Genomic DNA, 19,428 nt, shown 5'->3' on the forward strand with positions numbered 1-19,428 from the left:
CCTCGGGCGATCGGACTGTCGCCTTGCGTTCGGATCAGGATGTGAGGAGGCCCCGGGAGGAGGTTCAGGCGCGCGCGCCTATGCCGCCCGGGGGTGCGGGCGGGTCAGCAGCAGGAACCGGGATTGATCTGCATGAACCTTCATGCCCCAGACCTAGGCACGCGCCCCCCCGAAGTCAATCACGCCCCGCTCAAAAGGCCGTGGCCTGTGGCTCGGCCAGCATCATGCGCGCCACGTTCTCGGCGATGGCCATCGTGGGGGCGTTGGTATTGCCCGCGATGATCGTGGGCATGATCGAGGCGTCGACGATGCGCAGCCCGTCGATCCCGCGCAGCCGGGCCTGCGGGTCGACGACCGAGGCCGGATCGCGCCCCATGCGGCAGGTGCCGACGGGGTGATAGATCGTCTCGGCCCGCGCGCGGATGTCGGCGATCAGATCGGCATCGCCTTGCAGGGCGGGGCCGGGCAGAAGCTCGGCCCGGACATGGGCGGCAAGGGGCGGGCTGGCCAGAACGTTGCGCGCCAGTTTCAGGCCGTGCAGCATCACCTGCACGTCGTCGGGATGCGAAAGGTAGTTCGCGGCGATGCGCGGTGGTGCGTCGGGCGCGGGGCCGGTCAGGCCGATCTCACCCCGGCTTTTGGGCAGCAGCGCGCAGACATGCAGCGTCATGCCATAGCCGGGTGCGATGCGGCGGCCGTGATCGCGCAGATAGCAGGGCAGGAAGTGGAATTGCAGGTCGGGGCGCCCAAGGCCGGGGGCAGAGCGCGCGAACCCGCCCGCCTCGGCCACGTTCGAGGTGAGTTCTCCGGTGCCGTGGCGTGTGTAATGCCAAAGCCCGCGCAGCGCGCGCGGCACGAAGCCCGGCGCGACCCCGATCGCCGTGCGCCCGCGTGCCCGCGCCATGACCGCGATGTCGAGGTGATCGGCCAGGTTCTGGCCCACCTGCGGCAGCTCGTGCAGCACCGGAATGCCGTGGCGGCGCAGCTCGTCCGCCGGTCCGATGCCCGACCGCATGAGAAGATGCGGCGATCCCACGGCCCCCGCGCTCAGGATCACCGTGCCGCCGGGGCGCAGGCGGATCTCGCGCCCGTCACGCAGCGCGACGGCGGCGGCGCGGCGGCCCTCAAGGACGATCCGCGCGACATGGGCGCCGGTTTCGATGACAAGGTTGCGCCGCCCGCGCGCCGGGTCGATGAAGGCGCGCGCCGCGCTGAAGCGCCGCCCCCGCGCCTGGGTGACCTGGTAAAGCCCGAGGCCCTCCTGCTCGGCGCCGTTGAAATCGCGGTTTTCGGCCAGCCCCACCCCCGCGCCCGCCGCCGCGAAGGCACGGCTGAGCGGGTTGGGGCAGCGCAGGTCGCTGACGCAAAGCGGCCCTGCGGTGCCGTGATGGGCGTTATCAAGCGCGGTGTTGCCCTCCATCCCGATGAAGATGCCGCGCATCCGCGCCCATCCCCAGTCGGGGCCCGCGGCGGCGGCCCAGGCCTCGTAATCGGCGGGGTGGCCGCGCATGTAGATCATCGCGTTGATCGCGCTGGAACCGCCAAGCGTGCGCCCGCGCGGCCAGTAAAGGCGGCGGCCGTTCAGGCCCGGTTCGACCTCCGTTTCAAAGGCCCAGTTGAGCCGCCGGTTGCGCGCCAGAAGCGCCAGCCCGAGCGGCATGTCGATCAGCGGGTTGGTGTCGGGCGGGCCGGCCTCCAGCAGGCAGACCCGCGTGCCGGGATCTTCCGAAAGCCGGTTGGCCATGACCGCCCCGGCCGATCCCGCACCGATGATGATATGGTCGAACATGGCTAGCCAAGGACCCTCCGCGCCAGCCCCACCAGCCGCCGCGCCCGCGCGCCATAGGGTGCGAACAGCAGCGGCAGCGCCGAGAAGCGGTTGCGCAGGATCGCCTTTTCGTGGCTGAAGGCGCGAAAGCCGTAGATCCCGTGCGCCGCCCCGATCCCCGAGTTGTTGACCCCGCCGAAGGGCAGCCGGGAATGCGAGAATTGCAGCGCGGTCAGGTTGATCCCGACGCTGCCGGAGCTTGTTTCCGAAAGGATGCGTTCGGCAAAGGCGCGGTCGCGCTCGAAGACATAAAGCGCAAGGGGCTTGGAGTGGGCGTTGATGCGCGCGATCACTTCGGACAGTTCGGTATAGGGCAGGATCGGCAGGATCGGGCCGAAGATCTCTTGCCGGTCGATCTCCATCTGCGGGGTGATGGCCTCGATCAGCGTCGGGGGCAGGGCGGTGCCCTGGCCCGGCCCGCCGCTGATCAGCCGCGCGCCTTTCGCGGTGGCGTCATCCAGAAGGCCGCGCAGCCGTTCGGCATGGCCGGGCGTCACGATGCGCGCCATGCCCGTCGGCGCGGTGCCCTCTGCGCCATAGGCCCGCGCGATCCGGTCGCGCAAGAGGCCGGTAAAGCGCGCGCGCACGCTTTCATGCACGAAAAGGTGGTCGGGCGCGATGCAGGTCTGTCCGGCATTGATGAACTTGCCGAAGGTCACCCAGTCGGCCGCCTGCGCAAGATCCGCGCCGGGGCCGATGATCGTGGGGGACTTGCCGCCCAGTTCCAGCGTGACCGAGCCAAGATGCCGCGCCGCCGCCGCCATGACGATGCACCCGACCTCGGGGCTGCCGGTGAAGAAGATGTGATCGAAGGGCAGATCCAGCAGCGCCTGCGCCGTCTCCTTGCCGCCGGTGACGACGGCCACAAGCTCGGGCGGAAAGCTGTCCGCCACGATCCGGGCGATCACGGCCGAGGTCGCCGGGGTCATCTCGGAGGGCTTGAGGATCGCGCTGTTGCCCGCCGCCAGGCAGGAGACAAGCGGCCCGAAGCTGAGCGAGACCGGGTAGTTCCAAGGTGACACGATCAGGCAGGTGCCCCGCGGTTCGGGCCGCAGCCGGGCCTGGGTGCCGAAGGTGGCCAGATCGGGCAGCACCCGGCGCGGGCGCATCCAGCGGCGCAGATGGCGCAGCGTGTGCCGGATTTCCTGCTGGACGGGCAGCAGTTCGGTCAGGACCACCTCGATCTCGGGCTTGCCGAAATCGGCGGCAAGGGCGGCGACGAGGGCGCCCTCGTGCCGCGCCAGCCCCTCGCGCAGCCCGATCAGCGCCGCGCGCCGCGCCGCATGGCCGAAATCGCGCCGGCGCGCCTCGGCCCCCGCCTTCTGGGCGGCGAAGATCGGGGCGATCCCGGCGGCCGGGAAGTCCGTCGGCGCGGCAAGCGGCGTGGCGCCGCTGTCGGGTTTCACGGGGGGGGCCATCGACATGAGCATTCATCCTTGGGTTCGGGGAATTGAGGGACAGCCATCCCGCGCCGTCAATCAAATAAGCCCCGCCTTCCGCAACGTCGCGGCCGCGCGTCAGCCTGCATTACCCCGCAGATAGCTTTGCGGGGGGCTGCCGAAGTTCTGGCGGAAGGCGGCAACGAAGGCGCTTGCGCCGCGATAACCAAGCGACAGCGCGATCGAGGTGCTGCTTTCGCCGCGCTCCAGCCGTTCGATTGCGCCCAGAAGCCGCGCGCGGGTGCGCCATTGCCGGAACCCCAGCCCCGTCTCGGCGCGAAACAGCCGCTCCAGCGTGCGCACGCTGGCCCCGGCTTCGGCGGCCAACGCGGGCAGGGGGCGCGGATCGGCGGGGTTGCGGCCAAGCTGGCTGGTGACGCGGCACAGGCGCGGATCGCGCCCCGCGGGCAGGCAAAGGGGGGCGGGCCGGGCCGCCGCGATCTCGTCAAGCGCGACGGCGCCAAGCCGGGCGATGCGGCCGGGGTCCTCCTCTTGCGACATGGACAGGATCACCTCGCGCAGGAGGGCAGACACCGGGATCACCTCGCATCCCGCCGCGGCATCGCGCACCGGCACCGAGGGGTCGACGTAAAGGTTGCGGGTATGGGCCGCGGTCTCGACCCGCACGGCATGGGGCGTGCCGCCGGGGATCCACACGCCGAACCCCGCGGGCACCAGCCACACATTGCCCCGCGACGAGATCCGCAAGAGCCCGCCCCCCGCCCAGAGCAGCTGGCCCCGCGGGTGGCTGTGTTCGGCCACCACGGCGCCGGCCGCCAGATCGCGCCCATGGCTGAGGACCGGGCGCGCGGGGTCGCGTAGAAAGGCGGTGGCGCTTGGCTCGAATTGCAGCGGGTTTGGCGGGTTTGCGACATCTTTTGTCATGATGGCTCATTTGCGCAGGGGCTTTGGTCGAATTAGGGTCGCGCGATCCATCAATCAAGCCGGTCCGACGATGAAATCCCTGCCGATCCGCATGATCTTTTTCTACGCAAGCGTTGTTGCGGGGCTTTTTCTGGTGCTTGGCCCTTTGCCGCAGCCGATGGGGGCAAGCGCGGCGGTGGTCCTGCTGACGCTTGTGCTGTGGAGCACGGGGCTTCTGCCGCCTTTCGTCACGGCGCTGATCTTTTTCGCCGCCGTGCTGATTCCGGGGCTGGCGCCGCCCGATCTGGTCTTTTCGGGCTTCGGCTCCGAGGCGATCTGGCTGATCGTTTCGGGTTTCGTGATCGGCGCCGCGATCCGCGAGGCGGGCTTGGGCGCGCGGCTGGCGGGGGGCATTGCGCCGCTGGTGGGCCAAAGCTATGTGCGCCTTGTGGCGGCGATGACGGTCGCGGCGATGGCGCTTGGCTTCGTGATGCCCTCGTCGGTGGGACGCGCGGTGGTGCTGGTGCCGGTGGGCATGGCGCTTGCCCGGCAGTTGGGCTTTGCGCAGGGCTCCAACGGGCGGATCGGGCTGGCGGTGGCGCTTGCGCTTGCCTGCAACATGCCCAGTTTCGCCATCCTGCCCTCGAACATTCCCAACATGATCCTTGCCGGCGCGGCCGAGACCTTGCACGCCGAGCGTTTCGGCTACACCGCCTATCTGGCGCTGCATTATCCGGTGCTGGGGGTGCTGAAATCGGCCATCGCCATCGCGCTTGTCGTGATCCTGTTTCCCGACCGGGTGACCCGGGACGCGACAGAGGCCGCCGAGGCGAAACCCGTGCATGACACGCGCCTTCAGGGCCGGGTCGCGCTGATCCTTGCGGGCACGCTGGCGCTGTGGATGACCGACAGCCTGCACGGCGTGGGCCCCGCCTGGATCGGGATCGGCACGGCGGTGCTGCTGCTTTTGCCGCGGATCGGGGCGGTCACGCCGCGCAGCTTCAACGCTTCGGTCGATTTCGGCATGGTGCTGTTCGTGGCGGCCGCGCTCGGGCTTGGGGCGCTGGTCAATGTCTCGGGGCTGGGGGCGGTCGTGGGGGCCGCCTTGCAGGACATGCTGCCGCTGGCCCAAGGGCGCAGCTTCGTGAATTTCTTCTCGCTCAGCACGATGTCGGGGCTGACCGGGCTGGTGGCCACCACGCCCGGCGTGCCCACGGTTCTGACGCCGATGGCGCCCTCGCTGGCCGAGACCACGGGAATGAGCCTTCAGGCCGTGCTGATGACGCAGGTGGTGGGCTTCTCGACCGTGGTCTTCCCCTATCAGGTCGGCCCGCTGGTCCTGGCGATGCAACTGGCCGAGGAACGCCTGGGCCATGTGCTGCGGGTAACCTTGCCGCTGGCGGCGATCACGATCTTCGTGCTGATCCCGGTCGACTGGCTCTGGTGGCGGCTTCTGGGCTGGCTGTAGGGCGCTCAGCGGTAGGTGCGCGCCTCCAGATCGACCGAGGCGATCATGCCCTCGCAGGCGGCAAGGAAGGCGGTCTCGGCCTCGGACATGCGCCGCTCGGGATTGCTGAGCAGGTAGATGTTCACCAAAGGCAGGTTGTCATAGGGCGGCAACTGGCGCAGCCGGCCAAGCGCCACGTCGCGTTCGGCAACATGAACCGGCAGTGCCCCGATGCCGATACCGGCCACGATCATACGCCGCAACTCGTGCAGGTTCGATGACACACCGCGCCAGCCGCTGGCGATCTTCGCGCGCGCGCGCAGCCGCGCCACGGGCTCCAGGGGGCCGTCATTCGCCTCGGTCTGGAAAGCGACCGAGGCCTCGCCTGCAAGGTCCGACAGGGCAATCTCGGGCCGGTCGAACAGCCGATGGCGCGGGCCGCAGAACAGCGCGAAATATTCCCGGTAAAGCACCGAGGCCTTCAGCCCCGCCGGGATGTCATGCATCAGGCAGATGCCTACACTTGCGCGGTTCTGGCTGACCCGGCCCATGACTTCCTCGCTTTCCGCGACCGAGAAAGAGAAAGTCACCTTTGGATGGCGCTGCGAGAAATCGTGCAGCATGTCGTCGAAATGCGCCGAGATCACATGCGAGGCGACCGCCACGAAGATATGGCCGCGCAGATCCTCTTTATTGGTCTGCAAAAGCGAAGGCAGCTGTGACACCGCCCCGAAGATCGAGGAGCATTCGGAATACAGCACCTGCCCGGCGCGTGTTACCTTGAATTCATTGGGTTTTCGGATGATCAGCACCTGGCCCGTCGTCTGTTCCAGCCGCTTGAGCGCGGATGAGATGGTTGGCTGTTTCAACCCCAGGAAATCGGCCGCGCGCGAGATGCCGCGCTGTTCGACCACCACCATGAAGGTGCGCAGCAGGTTCCAGTCAAGCTGCCAGGGGAAGCGCTGTTCGTAGGGCTTAACCATTGATTTTATCTATGATCACAATTCCTGATATTTATTTGCGCAATGGCTTTGCCTGTGCAAGCCTTTTTTCCAAGGGGCTCCGAACAGCGGTCCCGCGAAACGGGCAAGGCCCGAAAATCCGTCAAAGACCAACAGTGGAGACAAAGAATGACCAAGCGCAGAAGCTTTCTGAAGGCCGCCCTTGCCGTGGGCGCCTTTTCCCTTGCCGGGATCACGGCGGCCGCGCCCGCCCTTGCCGACGAGCTTGAGACGCTGAAGGAAAAGGGCGCCATGCGGATCGCCATGTCCGGCGCCTATCCGCCCTTCAACTTCGTCAACGACGCCAACGAGGTGGTGGGCTTCGACCCCTCGATCGGGATAGAGATCGCCAAGCGCATGGGCCTTGAGGCCGAGATCGTGACGACTGCGTGGGACGGCATCATCGGCGGGCTTCTGGCCAACAAATACGACGCGGTCGTGGGTTCGATGTCGATCACGCCCGAACGCGCCGAGGTGGTCGATTTCGTCGGCCCCTATTACAACACCAAGCGCGCGATCTTCGTGAAATCTGACAGCGGCATCGGGGCCGTGCCGGAACTGGAAGGCAAGAAGATCGGCGTGACCCTGGGGGAGACGCATGAGGAATGGGCGCGCGAGCGCGGCTATGACGTGCGCACCTACAAGGGTCTGCCCGAACTGCTGCTGGAGCTTCAGAACGGCCGTGTCGACGCCATCGTGAACGACTCGATCGCCGCGATCCTTGCCATGAAGGAGAACGGCTACGACTTCGTCTCGCTCGACGATCTGGAGACCGAGGCGATCGGCGCCGGCATCGCCATCCGCAAGGGCAATCCCGAGTTGAAGGCCGCCATGCAAGAGGCGCTCGATGCCATGATGGAAGACGGCACCTATCTTGAGATCGCCAATGAATGGGTGGGCGGCGACATTCGCTGACCCTTTCCCTGACCCCGCCGGACCCGATCCGGCGGGGCCCCGTTCATCGGAGACGCAGATGACCACCGCTTATGGCAAGCTCACCTGGGAAGAGGTGCGCGACATCGACAAGGATCGCGTGGTGATCCTGAACGTGTCGGCGACCGAGGATCACGGCCCCCACATGCCGCTGGACACCGACACGGTGTTGGGCATGGCGGTCGCCGAAGGCGTGGCCGCCGCCGCCCCGGACGAGGTTCTGGTGATGCCGCCCATCGCCTATGGGTTCAACGAGCACCACAAGGATTTTCCGGGCGTCATCTGGATCCAGCCCGAAACGCTGATCGCCTTCGTCACCGATGTCACCCGGTCGCTTGCGCATCACGGGTTCCGGCGCATCCTTTTGCTGAACTCGCACGGCTCGAACCATCCGGTTTTGGACCTTTCGGCGCGCAAGACGGTGATCGAGACGGGGATCATCTGCGTCTCGGCCTCTTACTGGAACCTCTGCGCCGACCGGATCAACGAACACCGCAAATCCGCGACCGGCGGCATCGCCCATGCGGGCGAGTTCGAGGCGGCGATGTATATGCACCTGCATCCCGAACAAGTGCATCTGGAGAAATCCGCCGCGCAGAACCTGCACGATCCCGACAGCCGCTTTTTCAACCTCGATCTGGCGCGGGGCGGCGGCAAGGCGATGCTGATGCGCTGGTGGTCGGCGGTCTCGCCCGACGGCACGATGGGCGACCCGACTGTGGCCGACCCCGAGACCGGCGCCCTTTTCCTGCGCGCCGCGATCGAGGAAACCACCGCGCTGGTGCGCGAGATCCGCGCATTGCCGTGGCTTGCGCGCAAAGACCACCACTGAGCCGAAACGACGAACAGGACGGGACAGGGCATGGATATCGAACTGATGATGCGGGTCTGGCCGTTCTTTCTCAAGGCGGCGTGGGTGACGATCCAGCTTTCGGTGCTGACCACGATACTGGGGCTGATCTGCGGCGCATTGGGGGCGGCGGCGCGGCTGTCGCGGCTTGGCTGGCTGCGGTTTCTGGGCGCGGCCTATGTCAGCCTGTTTCGCGGCACGCCGGCGCTGATCCAGCTGTTCATCCTGTATTTCGGCGGCCCGCAGATCGGCATCCAGCTGGATGCGTTCGAGGCCGGGGTGATCGGCCTTGGCCTGAATATCGGCGCCTACATGACCGAGACGATCCGCGGCGCGATCATCGCCATCGACAAGGGGCAGCGCGAGGCCGCGCGCACGCTTGGCCTGTCGCATTTCCAGGCCTTCCGCAAGGTGACGCTGCCGCAGGCGCTGCGGCTGATGATCCGCCCGCTTGGCGTGAACATCAATGCGCTGATCAAGGGCACGGCACTTGTCGCCGCGATCTCGGTGATCGAGCTGACCTATACCGCGCAGCGCTATATCGGCTCGACCTACAAGCCGTTCGAGATGTTCTTCCTCGCGGGGGTTCTTTACATGATCATCATCTACGGGACCGGCCGGGGCATTGCCTGGCTGGACCGAAAGGTGCGGATCGTATGACGGCTTTTGCAAGGAAAGGGCCGCGTCATGGGTCTTGATTTCTCGGTTGTTCCCGGCTTTTTCGACATCCTTCTTCTGGGGGCGCTCTGGACCATCGCCATCACCGTGGCGGCCGCATTGCTGAGCTTCTTTGGCGGGATCTTCTTTGCCGTGATCGCGCTTTACGCGCCCTGGTTCGTCCGCCTGCCGTTTCGCGCCTTCGAATGGCTCTTCATGGGCACGCCGCTGCTGTTGCAACTGTTCCTGATCTATTTCGGGCTGGTGCAGGTGGGCATCGACCTTCCGGCCTTCGTCGCCGGCGTGATCGGGCTGGGGCTGCATTTCGCGGTCTACAACTCGGAACTGATCCAGACCGCGATCGTGGCGGTGGATCGCGGCCAGATGGAGGCCGCGCGCACGCTTGGCCTGTCGCGCGGGCAGGCGCTGCGCAAGGTGGTGGTGCCGCAGGCGGTGCGCGACGTGATCCCGCCCATCGGCAACAACATGATCGCGCTTCTGAAGGATTCGGCGCTGGTGTCGGTGATCGGCGTGTCCGAGCTGACGCTCTCGGCGCAGCGCGCGATCGGCGCCACCTACCGGCCGTTCGAATTCTACCTTGCCGCCGCCGCGGTCTATTACGTCATCAACCTGGGGATGGAGGCGGTCATGCGCCGGATCGAACGCCGCATCCGGCTGTCCCGCTGACCCGCAAAGGAGCCGTCATGACCGAACAGCGCCATTTCGTCGACATCCGCCACGCCCAGAAATCCTATGGCTCTCTGGAGGTGCTGAAGGATATCTCGCTGACCGTCGAACGGGGCCAGATCGTGGCCATCATCGGGCCGTCGGGTTCGGGCAAGTCCACGCTTCTGCGGGCGATCAACGATCTCGATCCGCTGACCGGGGGCGAGGTCTGGCTGGACGGGGTGCAGGTGAACAAGTCCCTGCCGCATCGCCAATATGAAAAGCACATCAACGCGATGCGCCAGCAGATCGGCATGGTGTTCCAGCATTTCAACCTGTTTCCGCATCTGACCGTGCGCCAGAACGTGACCATGGCGCCCCGGCTTCTGAAGGGCATCTCCGAGAAAGAGGCCGACCAGCTGGCCGAGGAGCAGCTTGCCCATGTCGGCATGCTGGAGCGGATCGACTATTTCCCCTCGCAACTCTCGGGCGGGCAGAAGCAGCGCGTGGCGATCGCCCGCGCGCTTGCCATGAAGCCCAAGCTGATGCTGTTCGACGAGGCGACCTCGGCGCTCGATCCAGAGCTGGTCGAAGAGGTCAACCTGGTGATGAAGAAGCTGGCCGAGGAACACATGACGATGATCATCGTCACCCATGAGATGGATTTCGCGGCCTCGGTCTGCGACCGCGTGCTCTTCATGGATGGCGGCGTGGTGGTCGAAGAGGGCCCGCCCGGCGTGGTCTTCCGCAACCCCACGCAAGAGCGGACCCGGAATTTCCTGCGCAAACATCTTGAAGGTGCGAAATGACCACAGGGCAGTCTCATCTGTTCTACCAGTCCCGTCAGCCCAGGCCGTTCCTTGATCGGGGCGAGGGGATCTATCTCTACGACACGGAGGGGCGGCGCTATATCGACGGGTCGTCCGGGGCGATGGTGTCCAATATCGGCCATTCCAATCCGCGCGTTCTGGCCGCGATGAAGGCGCAGATGGACCGCGCGACCTTTGGCTACCGGCTGCATTTCCGCACCGAGGTATCCGAAAGGCTGGCCGCGAAGACCGCCGCGCTGATGCCCGAGGGGCTTGACCGGGTGTTCTTCGTCTCGGGCGGGTCCGAGGCGGTGGAGACCGCCGTCAAGCTTGCGCGCCAATATGCGCTCACGCAGGGGCAGGGCGGGCGCTGGAAGGTGATCTCGCGCTTTCCGTCCTATCATGGCTGCACCCTGGGCGCGCTTGCACTGACCGGCTATGACCCGCTGGCGCGGCCCTTCGATCCGATGATGCGCGACATGCCCAAGGTGCCCGCGCCGCGCACCTATCTGGACCGCGACAACCTGAGCGAGGAAGAGCGCGGCCTGAAATATGCCGAGATGCTGCGCGAGAAGATCGAGGCCGAGGGCCCCGAGACCGTGCTGGCCTTCCTGATGGAGCCGGTGGGCGGCGCCTCGACCGGCGCGCTGGTCGCACCCGACAGCTATTATGGCCGCGTGGCCGAGATCTGCTGCGACTACGGCATCGCGCTGATCTATGACGAGGTGATGACCGGCGCGGGCCGCACCGGCCGTTTCCTGGCCGCCGAGCACTGGGGCGTCACGCCCGACATCGTGGCCATGTCCAAGGGCTTCGGGGCGGGCTATGCGCCGCTGGGGGCGGTGGTGGCGCGCGCGGACATGGTCGAGGCGATCCTGGATGCGGGCGGCTTCCAGCACGGCTTCACCTATGCGGGCAACCCGCTGGCCTGCGCCGCCGGGCTTGCCGTTCTGGAAGAGATGGAGGCGCAGGATCTTGTCGGCAATGCCGCGCGGATGGGCGATCTGCTGAAGGCGCGGCTGAACGGGCTGATGGCGCGCTATCCCTTCATCGGCGATGTGCGCGGCAAAGGGCTTTTGCTGGCCTTCGAACTGGTGTCCGACCGCGAGACGATGGCCCCCCTACCCAAAGAGTGGAACGCCTATCTGGAACTGGTCGAGCTGGCCTATGCGCGTGGCCTGATCATCTATTCGCGCCGCACGCGCGGCGGGGCCGAGGGCGATCATTTCCTGATCTGCCCGCCGCTCATCATCACCGAGGCGCAGATCGACGAGCTGATGGCGATCCTGACCGACAGCCTCGATGCCTTTGCCGCCGCGCGCGGGCTTGGCGTGCTGGAAGAGGCCCCCGCGTCATGAAGCTGCCCGACAAGAGCACCGCGCTGGAAGAGGCGGTCGCCCGCATCCCCGACGGCGCCACCGTCATGGTGGGGGGCTTCGGCGTTCCGGGCACGCCCTTCGCGCTTTTGCACGAATTGCGCCGCCAGGGGCGCAAGGATCTGACGCTCATCAAGAACGATGCGAACGAGGCCGGGATGGGCATCGACCATCTGCTGACGGGCGGGCAGGTGCGCCGGCTGATCTCTACCCATATCGGGCTGAACCCCAACGCGGTCGCGCTGATGAATGCGGGCACGCTGGAGGTGGAGTTCTGCGCTCAGGGCATCCTGGCCGAACGTATCCGCGCGGGCGGGGCGGGGCTGCGCGCCATCGTCACCGATATCGGCGCGGATACCGACCTGGCCGAGGGTAAGGCGCGCCTCGAGATGGAGGGCCAGAGCCTTCTGGTGGAAACCGCGCTGCGCGCCGATGTGGCGCTGATCCATGCCGCCGCGGCGGACAGTTTCGGCAATCTGGCCTATCTTGCCACCGCGCGGAACTTCAACGTGGCCATGGCCATGGCCGCCGATACCGTCATCGCCGAGGCCGAAACCCTTGGACCGCCGGGATGCCTTGCCCCCGATGCGGTCCATACCCCCGGCGTCTTTGTCGACCATGTGGTCGAGCTGTCCGAACTGTCCAGGGAATATGGCGTTGTCCGACGTTGAACCGAAAAAGCCGGGCGGGGCGGACCCCCGCGCCCGCATGATCGCCCGCGCCGCGCGCGAGATCGCGCCGGGCATGGTCGTCAATCTGGGGATCGGATTGCCCACCCGGGTGGTCGATCACCTTCCCGCCGACATGCCGGTCTGCCTGCATACCGAAAACGGCATGACGGGGATCGGCCCGACGCGCCCCTACGAGACGGCGGACCGCAACCTGATCGACGCGGGCGGGGCCTATATCTCGACGGTTCCCGGCTCGGCCTATTTCGACAGCGTGGTCAGCTTTGCGCTGGTGCGCTCGGGGCGGCTGGACCTGACGATGCTGGGCGCCTTCGAGGTGGCCCGGAACGGCGATCTGGCGAACTGGAAGATCCCGGGTCGCTTTTCGCCCGGCGCGGGCGGCGCGATCGAGCTTGCGCAGAAGGCGCGGCGCGTCGTGGTCATGACCACCCATACCGACCGCAAGGGCAACCCCAAGCTGCTGGAACGCTGCACCCTGCCGCTGACCGCGCGCGGCCATGTCGCGCGCATCTTCACCGATCTCGCGGTGGTCGACGTAACGCCGCAGGGCTTCGTTCTGCGCGAACTGGCGCAGGGCATCAGCGCGGCGCAGGTTGCCGGGGCCACCGGCGCGCCGCTGCACATCCCCGATACCGACATCCCGATTTTCTGAGGCCGAGACGATGGAGCAGGACCTTTCCCCCCGCATCCTTGGCGCCGTCGACGCGCTGTTCGACCGCGAGATCGCGTTTCTTGCGGCGCTGACCGCGTATCCCTCGACGCGCGGCAACGAACAGGGCGCGCAGGCCTTCATGGCGTCCGAGCTTGCCGCGCGCGGGATGGAGGTGGACGAATGGCGGATCGAGCTGGATGCGATCCGCGATCTGCCGGGCTTTTCACCGGTGATCGGGGATTATGAGGATGCGCGCAATGTCGTGGGCACGCACCGCTCGCGCAGCCGCAAGGGGCGCTCGCTGATCCTGAACGGGCATATCGACGTGGTGCCCGCCGGGCCGCTGGATATGTGGGACAACCCGCCTTTCGCGCCGGTCCTTGACGATGGCTGGCTTTACGGGCGCGGGGCGGGGGACATGAAGGCGGGGCTGGCCTCGAACCTCTTCGCGCTGGATGCGCTGCGCCATATCGGGCTGGCCCCGGCGGCGGATGTGTTCTTCCAGTCGGTGGTGGAAGAGGAATGCACCGGCAACGGCGCGCTTGCCTGCCTTCAGCGCGGCTACAGGGCCGATGCCGCGCTGATCCCCGAACCCTTCGAGGAGGCGCTGGTAACCGCGCAGCTTGGGGTGATCTGGTTTCAGGTGCACCTCAAGGGCCTGCCGACCCATGTCGCCTATGCCGGCAGCGGCGCGAATGCGATCGAGGCCGCGATCCCGCTGATCGCCGCGCTGCACGAGGTCGAGGAACGCTGGAACGCGCCCGCCTGCCGGCATGGTGACTATGCCCATGTGCATCACCCGATCAACCTCAATATCGGCCGGATCGAGGGTGGGGACTGGGCAAGCTCGGTCCCGGCATGGTGCGTCTTCGATGTGCGCATCGCGGTCTATCCGGGGCAGGATCTGGCCGCGGCCCGCGCCGAGCTGGAGGCCGCGCTGAGCGATGCCGCGCGCGCCAATGATTTCCTGCGCAATGCGCTGCCCGAGATCGTCTATCACGGCTTTCTGGCCGAGGGCTATGCGCTGTCCGAAGACCGCTCGTCCACCGCGCAGGCGGCGATCGGCACGCTGGATGCCGCCCATGCGATGGTAACGGGGCAGGCGCTGGAACGCCGCGCGATCACGGCCACGACGGATGCGCGCTTCTTCGGCCTTTATGCCGATACGCCCGCGCTGGTCTATGGTCCGCGCGCCGAGGCGATCCACGGTTTCAACGAGCGGGTCGAGCTGGAAAGCATCCGCCGCATCACCCAGGCGACGGCGCTGTTCATCGCCGGATGGTGCGGCCTCGAACCGGTATAAGGAGCATCCCATGCCATCCCCCACGGGCCGCGAGGCCGTCATCGTCTCGGTTGCGCGCACGCCGATCGGCAAGGCCTTTCGCGGGGCGTTCAACGCCCTTGAAGGTCCGGCGCTTGCGGCGCATGCGGTGCGCGCCGCCGTGGCGCGCGCCGGGCTCGAGGGCGGAGAGATCGAGGACGCCGTGTTCGGATCGGCGCTGACGCAGGGCAGCACCGGGATCAACGTGGCGCGCCATATCGCTCTTGCCTCGGGCCTGCCCGACAGCGTGGCGGGCGTCACGCTGGACCGGCAATGCGCCTCGGGGCTGAATGCGCTTGCCGTGGCGGGGCACATGGTCACCGCCGAAGGGGCAGAGGTCGCGCTTGCGGGCGGGCTCGACAGTATCTCGCTGGTGCAGAACGACCATTGGAACGGGTATCGCTACCGCTGTCCGGGCGTGAAGGACAGCTATTACATGTCGATGATCGAAACCGCCGAGGTTGTGGCCGCGCGCTGCGGGGTGGGGCGTGCGGCGCAGGACGCCTATGCGCTGCAAGGCCAGCAGCGCACCGCCGCCGCGCAGGCCGCAGGGCGTTTCGACGCAGAGATCGTGCCGGTCGAGGCGGTGATGCAGGTCACCGACAAGGCCAGCGGAGAGATGCGCGCGCAAACCGTGCGGATCGCCGCGGACGAATGCAACCGCCCCGCCACCACGCTTGAGGGGCTTGGCGCGCTGAAGCCGGTCCTGGGGCCGGGCAAGACGGTGACGGCGGGCAATGCCAGCCAGCTTTCGGACGGCGCGGCCGCGCTGGTCGTGATGTCGGGGGCCGAGGCCGCGCGCCGCGGCCTTGCGCCGCTTGGCGCACTTCGGGGCTTTGCCGTGGCGGGTTGCGCGCCCGACGAGATGGGCATCGGCCCGGTCCTGGCCATCCCGCGCCTGTTGCAGCGCGCCGGGCTGAAGCCCGAGCAGATCGACCTGTGGGAAATCAACGAGGCCTTCGCCGCCCAGCTTCTGCCCTGCCGCGACCGGCTGGGCATTCCCGACGCACGGCTGAACGTCAATGGCGGGGCCATCTCGATCGGCCATCCCTATGGCATGTCGGGGGCGCGGATGGCGGGGCATATCCTGCTTGAGGGCCGCCGGCGCGGCGTCCGCTGGGGCGTGGTGTCGATGTGCATCGGCGGCGGGCAGGGCGCCGCGGGCCTGTTCGAGATCTTCTGAGCGTCGGCCGGTGCGGGCGCTGCCCTGATCGTTTTGCAGGCTAACGCTACGGAAAACCCGGTCTTTCGTGCGAAACCCGCGATCCGGGCTTGATCGCGGGACCATGTCGCCGCAACCTTGGGCAGGGCCTGCGGGAGAGCGGGCCAACTGACAGTTCGGGAGGTATCATGACCAGACATCTGACCATCGCGGCGATTGCCGCGACGCTTGCGCTTGGCGCTCCGGCCGTGCGGGCCGAGCAGTTCATCAACGTGCTGACGGGCGGCACCTCGGGCGTTTACTATCCGCTTGGCGTTGCACTGTCCGAGATCTACGCGCAGGGCATCGCAGATGCGCGCACACAGGTGCAGTCCACCAAGGCCTCGGTCGAGAACCTGAATCTGATCCAGCAGGGCAAGGGCGAGATCGGGTTCGCGCTTGGGGATTCGGTGAAGTACGCTTGGGAAGGCAATGCCGATGCGGGGTTCAAGGCGCCGTTGAGCAAGCTGCGCGCGGTTGCGGCGATCTATCCCAACTACGTGCAGATCGCGGCCTTGGCCGAGGCGGGCGTGAGCACGGTCGCCGACCTCAAGGGCAAGACCCTTTCGGTGGGGGCGGCGAAATCGGGCACGGAACTTAATGCCCGCGCGATCCTCGATGCGGCGGGGCTGAGCTATGAGGATCTGGGAAAGGTGGAATACCTGCCCTTCGCGGAATCGGTCGAGCTGATGAAAAACCGCCAGCTCGAGGCGACGCTGCAATCCTCGGGGCTGGGCAATGCCGCGATCAAGGATCTTGCCTCCTCTCAAGAGATCACGATCGTTTCGGTTCCCGCCGATGTGGTCGAGAAGATCGGCGCGCCCTACATCGCCGGTGTGATCCCCGCGGGCACCTATCAGGGCCAGGCCGAGGACGTGCCGACCGCGGCGGTGGTCAACTTCCTTGTGACCAGCGAGGATCTTTCCGAGGAGGTCGTCTACCAGATGACCAAGCTTCTGTTCGAGAACCTCGACAAGCTGCAGGCTGCCCACAGCGCGGCGGGCGGCATCAGGCTTGAGGATGCGCCGAAGGGCTCGCCCATTCCGCTGCATCCCGGTGCCGAGCGGTATTACAAGGAACAGGGCCTGATGTGATCTTTACGCCTGATCCCACCGAGACCAGGGGCGGCCCGCCGCGCCGCCCCTTTTGCAGCAAGAGGGAGTGAGGAATGACTGACGGTGCCGTCCGGCCCGTGGCCACGCTTGAGGCGCCGCCCGCCGACAAGGGGCATGACGGGGGCCACGATCCGCTTGGGGCGGGCTTTCCCGCCGGGCCCTGGGGCAAGGCGCTGTTCTGGCTGGCCGTGGCGTTCTCGACCTTCCAGATCGCGCTTGCCGCCCATCTGATCGACATGCCCAGCCAGGTGGCGCGCGCGGTCCATGTGGGCTTCCTGATGGCGCTTGGCTTTCCGCTTCTGGCCTTCGCGCGGGGCATGGGCGGTCTTGGGCGGGGGGTGATGCTGTTGCTGGCGGCGGCGGGCATCGCCATCGCCGCCTATCAATGGGTGGAATATACCGAGCTGCTGCTGCGCGCGGGCGATCCGCTGCCGCGCGACATCTGGTTCGGGGTGGCGGCGCTGGTGACCGTGTTCGCCGCCGCCTGGCTTCTGATGGGGCCGGCCCTGCCGCTGATCTCGGGCCTGTTTCTGGCCTATGCGCTTTTCGGCCAGCACCTGCCGTCGCCGCTCAACCATCGCGGTTACGATTTCGCGCAGGTGGTCGAGCACATCACCTACGGCACCGAGGGGATCTACGGCATCCCGATCTACGTCTCCTCGACCTATATCTTCCTGTTCATCCTGTTCGGCGCCTTTCTGGAAAAGGCCGGGATGATCCGGCTTTTCACCGATGTCTCGCTTGGGCTTGTGGGGCACCGGACGGGGGGCGCGGCGAAGGTGTCGGTGCTGACCTCGGGGCTGATGGGCACGATCTCGGGCTCGGGCGTGGCTAATGTGGTGACGACGGGGCAGTTCACCATCCCGCTGATGAAGCGCTTCGGCTATCGTCCGGCCTTCGCGGGCGGGGTGGAGGCCACGGCCTCGATGGGCGGGCAGATCATGCCCCCGGTGATGGGCGCGGTGGCCTTCATCATGGCCGAAACCCTGGGCGTGGAATATGTCGAGGTGGTCAAGGCCGCGCTGATCCCGGCGGTTCTCTATTTCCTGGGCGTGTTCTGGATGGTGCATCTGGAGGCGGGCAAGCGCGACCTGCGCGGCCTGTCGCGCGACGAATTGCCCTCGGCCATGGCGGCGTTCCGGCGCGGCTGGTATCTGATCCTGCCGCTGGCGGTGCTGGTCTATCTTCTGTTCTCGGGCTACACGCCGCTTTTCGCGGGCACCGTGGGGCTTGCGCTGACGGGGCTTCTGATCCTTGGCGGCTCGGCCGTCCTTGGCCTGCCCGAGGGCGTGCTGCGCGTGATCTTCTGGATCATGCTGGGCCTTGTGGCGGCGGCCTTCTTCCGCTTCGGGATCAATGTCATCCTTCTGGCCCTGGCCGCCCTGATCGCGGTCAGCGCCTTTTCGCGCGGCGGGCGGCAGGTTCTGATCGACTGCCGCGACAGCCTGGCCGAGGGCGCGCGGACCGCGCTGCCGGTCGGCATTGCCTGCGCGCTGGTGGGCGTGATCATCGGGGTCATGACGCTGACCGGGGTGGCCAATACCTTCGGGCAGTTCATCGTGGGGGTGGGCAAGCACAGCCTTCTGCTGTCGCTGGTGCTGACGATGATCACCTGCATCGTGCTGGGGATGGGGATCCCGACGATCCCGAACTACATCATCACCTCGTCCATCGCGGGGCCGGCGCTGCTGGATCTGGGCGTGCCGCTGATCGTCAGCCACATGTTCGTCTTCTATTTCGGCATCCTCGCCGATCTGACGCCGCCCGTGGCGCTTGCCTGTTTCGCGGCGGCGCCGATTGCCAAGGAAAGCGGCCTGCGCATCAGCCTCGAGGCGGTGAAAGTCGCGGCGGCGGGGTTCGTCGTGCCCTTCATGGCCGTCTATACGCCGGCGCTGATGTTGCAGGATGGCGGGCCGCTGGCCGGTGCGATCGGCTACTGGCCGGCGGTGGGCTATATCGTGCTGAAGGCGGTTCTGGCGCTTGGGCTGTGGGGCGTAGCGGTGATCGGCTGGCTTGGCCATCCGCTGCGGCTTTGGGAACGCGCGCTTGCCATGGCGGCGGCCTTCATGCTGGTGGCGGCCCTGCCGGTCACGGACGAGCTGGGCTTTGCCCTTGTCGCGGCCTTCGGCGTGGTGATGTGGCTGGGCCGCAGGCGGGCCGCCGCGGCATGAGCGGCTGCCTTCTGGCCGGCGCCATGGCGATCGCGCTTGCGCCGGGCGGCGCCTTCTCGATCGAATGGAGCCATTCGGTCGAGAAGATCCGCTGGCACGAGGATTGGCAGCTTGCCCCCGAGGGACTGATCCTGCGCCGCGCGGCGGTCAAGGGATCGGGCGCGGGGATGGAGCCGGGGCCGGGCGGGCATCTGGAGGACGGCTGGTGGGTCTGGGTGCCGGACCTGCCGCCACAGCGCGAATTGCGGCTGGCCGCCTCGGGCGAGACGGGGCAGGGCTGGCAGGTCTGCGGCACGGAATGCGTGACGCTTGGCGCCGATGCGGGGGCGCCGCTGGTTTTGCGCCCCTGTCCCGAGGGATAGGAGGCCGACTGATCCGCAAACCCCGGCCCGCGGGCTTGTCTCGGGGC

General features: G+C 67.3%; 18 protein-coding genes. 14 read left to right on the top strand and 4 right to left on the bottom strand.

All coding sequences use genetic code 11. From position 1 onward, the window contains the following. Positions 1-190: 190 nt before the first annotated feature. The 3 genes from AC4PTO_RS07500 to AC4PTO_RS07510 form a co-directional block, all read right to left on the bottom strand. Positions 191-1,789: a GMC family oxidoreductase gene (locus AC4PTO_RS07500; RefSeq protein ID WP_492733110.1), complete on the bottom strand. Its 1,599-nt coding sequence runs from the start codon at positions 1,787-1,789 to the stop codon at positions 191-193. A gap of 2 nt (positions 1,790-1,791) precedes the next feature. Beyond that, positions 1,792-3,252, bottom strand: a complete 1,461-nt coding sequence (locus AC4PTO_RS07505) for an aldehyde dehydrogenase family protein (protein WP_492733111.1) — start codon at positions 3,250-3,252, stop codon at positions 1,792-1,794. 93 nt (positions 3,253-3,345) lie between these two features. Further along, positions 3,346-4,152 carry an AraC family transcriptional regulator gene (locus AC4PTO_RS07510; protein WP_492733112.1) on the bottom strand — a complete coding sequence of 269 codons (807 nt, stop codon included), beginning with the start codon at positions 4,150-4,152 and terminating at the stop codon, positions 3,346-3,348. A 70-nt stretch (positions 4,153-4,222) separates the two neighbouring features. Between AC4PTO_RS07510 and AC4PTO_RS07515 the strand changes: the two genes are divergently transcribed. Continuing rightward, positions 4,223-5,599: an SLC13 family permease gene (locus tag AC4PTO_RS07515; RefSeq protein WP_492733113.1), complete on the top strand. Its 1,377-nt coding sequence runs from the start codon at positions 4,223-4,225 to the stop codon at positions 5,597-5,599. Between the two features lie 5 nt (positions 5,600-5,604). Here AC4PTO_RS07515 and AC4PTO_RS07520 read toward each other — a convergent pair whose 3' ends face one another. Then, a complete protein-coding gene (locus AC4PTO_RS07520) occupies positions 5,605-6,561 on the bottom strand; it encodes a LysR family transcriptional regulator (protein ID WP_492733114.1) in 957 nt (318 codons plus the stop codon). 147 nt (positions 6,562-6,708) lie between these two features. On the opposite strand from AC4PTO_RS07520, the gene AC4PTO_RS07525 reads away from it, so the two are divergent. The 13 genes from AC4PTO_RS07525 (at position 6,709) to AC4PTO_RS07585 (ending at position 19,381) form a co-directional block, all read left to right on the top strand. Beyond that, the gene (locus tag AC4PTO_RS07525) at positions 6,709-7,494 is read left to right on the top strand and encodes a transporter substrate-binding domain-containing protein (RefSeq protein WP_492733115.1); all 786 of its coding nucleotides are present in this window, start codon (positions 6,709-6,711) and stop codon (positions 7,492-7,494) included. A gap of 58 nt (positions 7,495-7,552) precedes the next feature. Then, on the top strand, positions 7,553-8,344 hold the full coding sequence (locus AC4PTO_RS07530; RefSeq protein WP_492733116.1) for a creatininase family protein: 792 nt from the start codon (positions 7,553-7,555) through the stop codon (positions 8,342-8,344). Between the two features lie 30 nt (positions 8,345-8,374). Continuing rightward, entirely contained in the window at positions 8,375-9,022 is a 648-nt protein-coding gene (locus AC4PTO_RS07535; RefSeq protein WP_492733117.1) for an amino acid ABC transporter permease, read from the top strand. A 27-nt stretch (positions 9,023-9,049) separates the two neighbouring features. Further along, the gene (locus AC4PTO_RS07540) at positions 9,050-9,706 is read left to right on the top strand and encodes an amino acid ABC transporter permease (protein WP_492733118.1); all 657 of its coding nucleotides are present in this window, start codon (positions 9,050-9,052) and stop codon (positions 9,704-9,706) included. Positions 9,707-9,723: 17 nt separating this feature from the next. Next, positions 9,724-10,494: an amino acid ABC transporter ATP-binding protein gene (locus tag AC4PTO_RS07545; RefSeq protein WP_492733119.1), complete on the top strand. Its 771-nt coding sequence runs from the start codon at positions 9,724-9,726 to the stop codon at positions 10,492-10,494. Beyond that, on the top strand, positions 10,491-11,852 hold the full coding sequence (locus AC4PTO_RS07550; protein WP_492733120.1) for an aminotransferase family protein: 1,362 nt from the start codon (positions 10,491-10,493) through the stop codon (positions 11,850-11,852). Before AC4PTO_RS07545 ends, AC4PTO_RS07550 begins: the two co-directional genes overlap by 4 nt. Then, positions 11,849-12,541: a CoA transferase subunit A gene (locus tag AC4PTO_RS07555; protein WP_492733121.1), complete on the top strand. Its 693-nt coding sequence runs from the start codon at positions 11,849-11,851 to the stop codon at positions 12,539-12,541. Before AC4PTO_RS07550 ends, AC4PTO_RS07555 begins: the two co-directional genes overlap by 4 nt. Then, positions 12,528-13,211: a 3-oxoacid CoA-transferase subunit B gene (locus tag AC4PTO_RS07560; protein WP_492733122.1), complete on the top strand. Its 684-nt coding sequence runs from the start codon at positions 12,528-12,530 to the stop codon at positions 13,209-13,211. Before AC4PTO_RS07555 ends, AC4PTO_RS07560 begins: the two co-directional genes overlap by 14 nt. 10 nt (positions 13,212-13,221) lie before the next feature. Continuing rightward, a complete protein-coding gene (locus tag AC4PTO_RS07565) occupies positions 13,222-14,514 on the top strand; it encodes an ArgE/DapE family deacylase (RefSeq protein WP_492733123.1) in 1,293 nt (430 codons plus the stop codon). 10 nt (positions 14,515-14,524) lie between these two features. Further along, positions 14,525-15,715 carry an acetyl-CoA C-acyltransferase gene (locus AC4PTO_RS07570; protein ID WP_492733124.1) on the top strand — a complete coding sequence of 397 codons (1,191 nt, stop codon included), beginning with the start codon at positions 14,525-14,527 and terminating at the stop codon, positions 15,713-15,715. A 167-nt stretch (positions 15,716-15,882) separates the two neighbouring features. Next, positions 15,883-16,827: a TAXI family TRAP transporter solute-binding subunit gene (locus tag AC4PTO_RS07575; RefSeq protein ID WP_492733125.1), complete on the top strand. Its 945-nt coding sequence runs from the start codon at positions 15,883-15,885 to the stop codon at positions 16,825-16,827. A gap of 74 nt (positions 16,828-16,901) precedes the next feature. After that, positions 16,902-19,019, top strand: a complete 2,118-nt coding sequence (locus tag AC4PTO_RS07580; protein ID WP_492733126.1) for a TRAP transporter permease — start codon at positions 16,902-16,904, stop codon at positions 19,017-19,019. Then, a complete protein-coding gene (locus tag AC4PTO_RS07585; RefSeq protein ID WP_492733127.1) occupies positions 19,016-19,381 on the top strand; it encodes a DUF1850 domain-containing protein in 366 nt (121 codons plus the stop codon). The genes AC4PTO_RS07580 and AC4PTO_RS07585 overlap by 4 nt, the downstream gene beginning before the upstream one ends. The last annotated feature ends 47 nt before the right edge of the window (positions 19,382-19,428 follow it).

The organism is Rhodobacter maritimus (genome assembly GCF_058747975.1).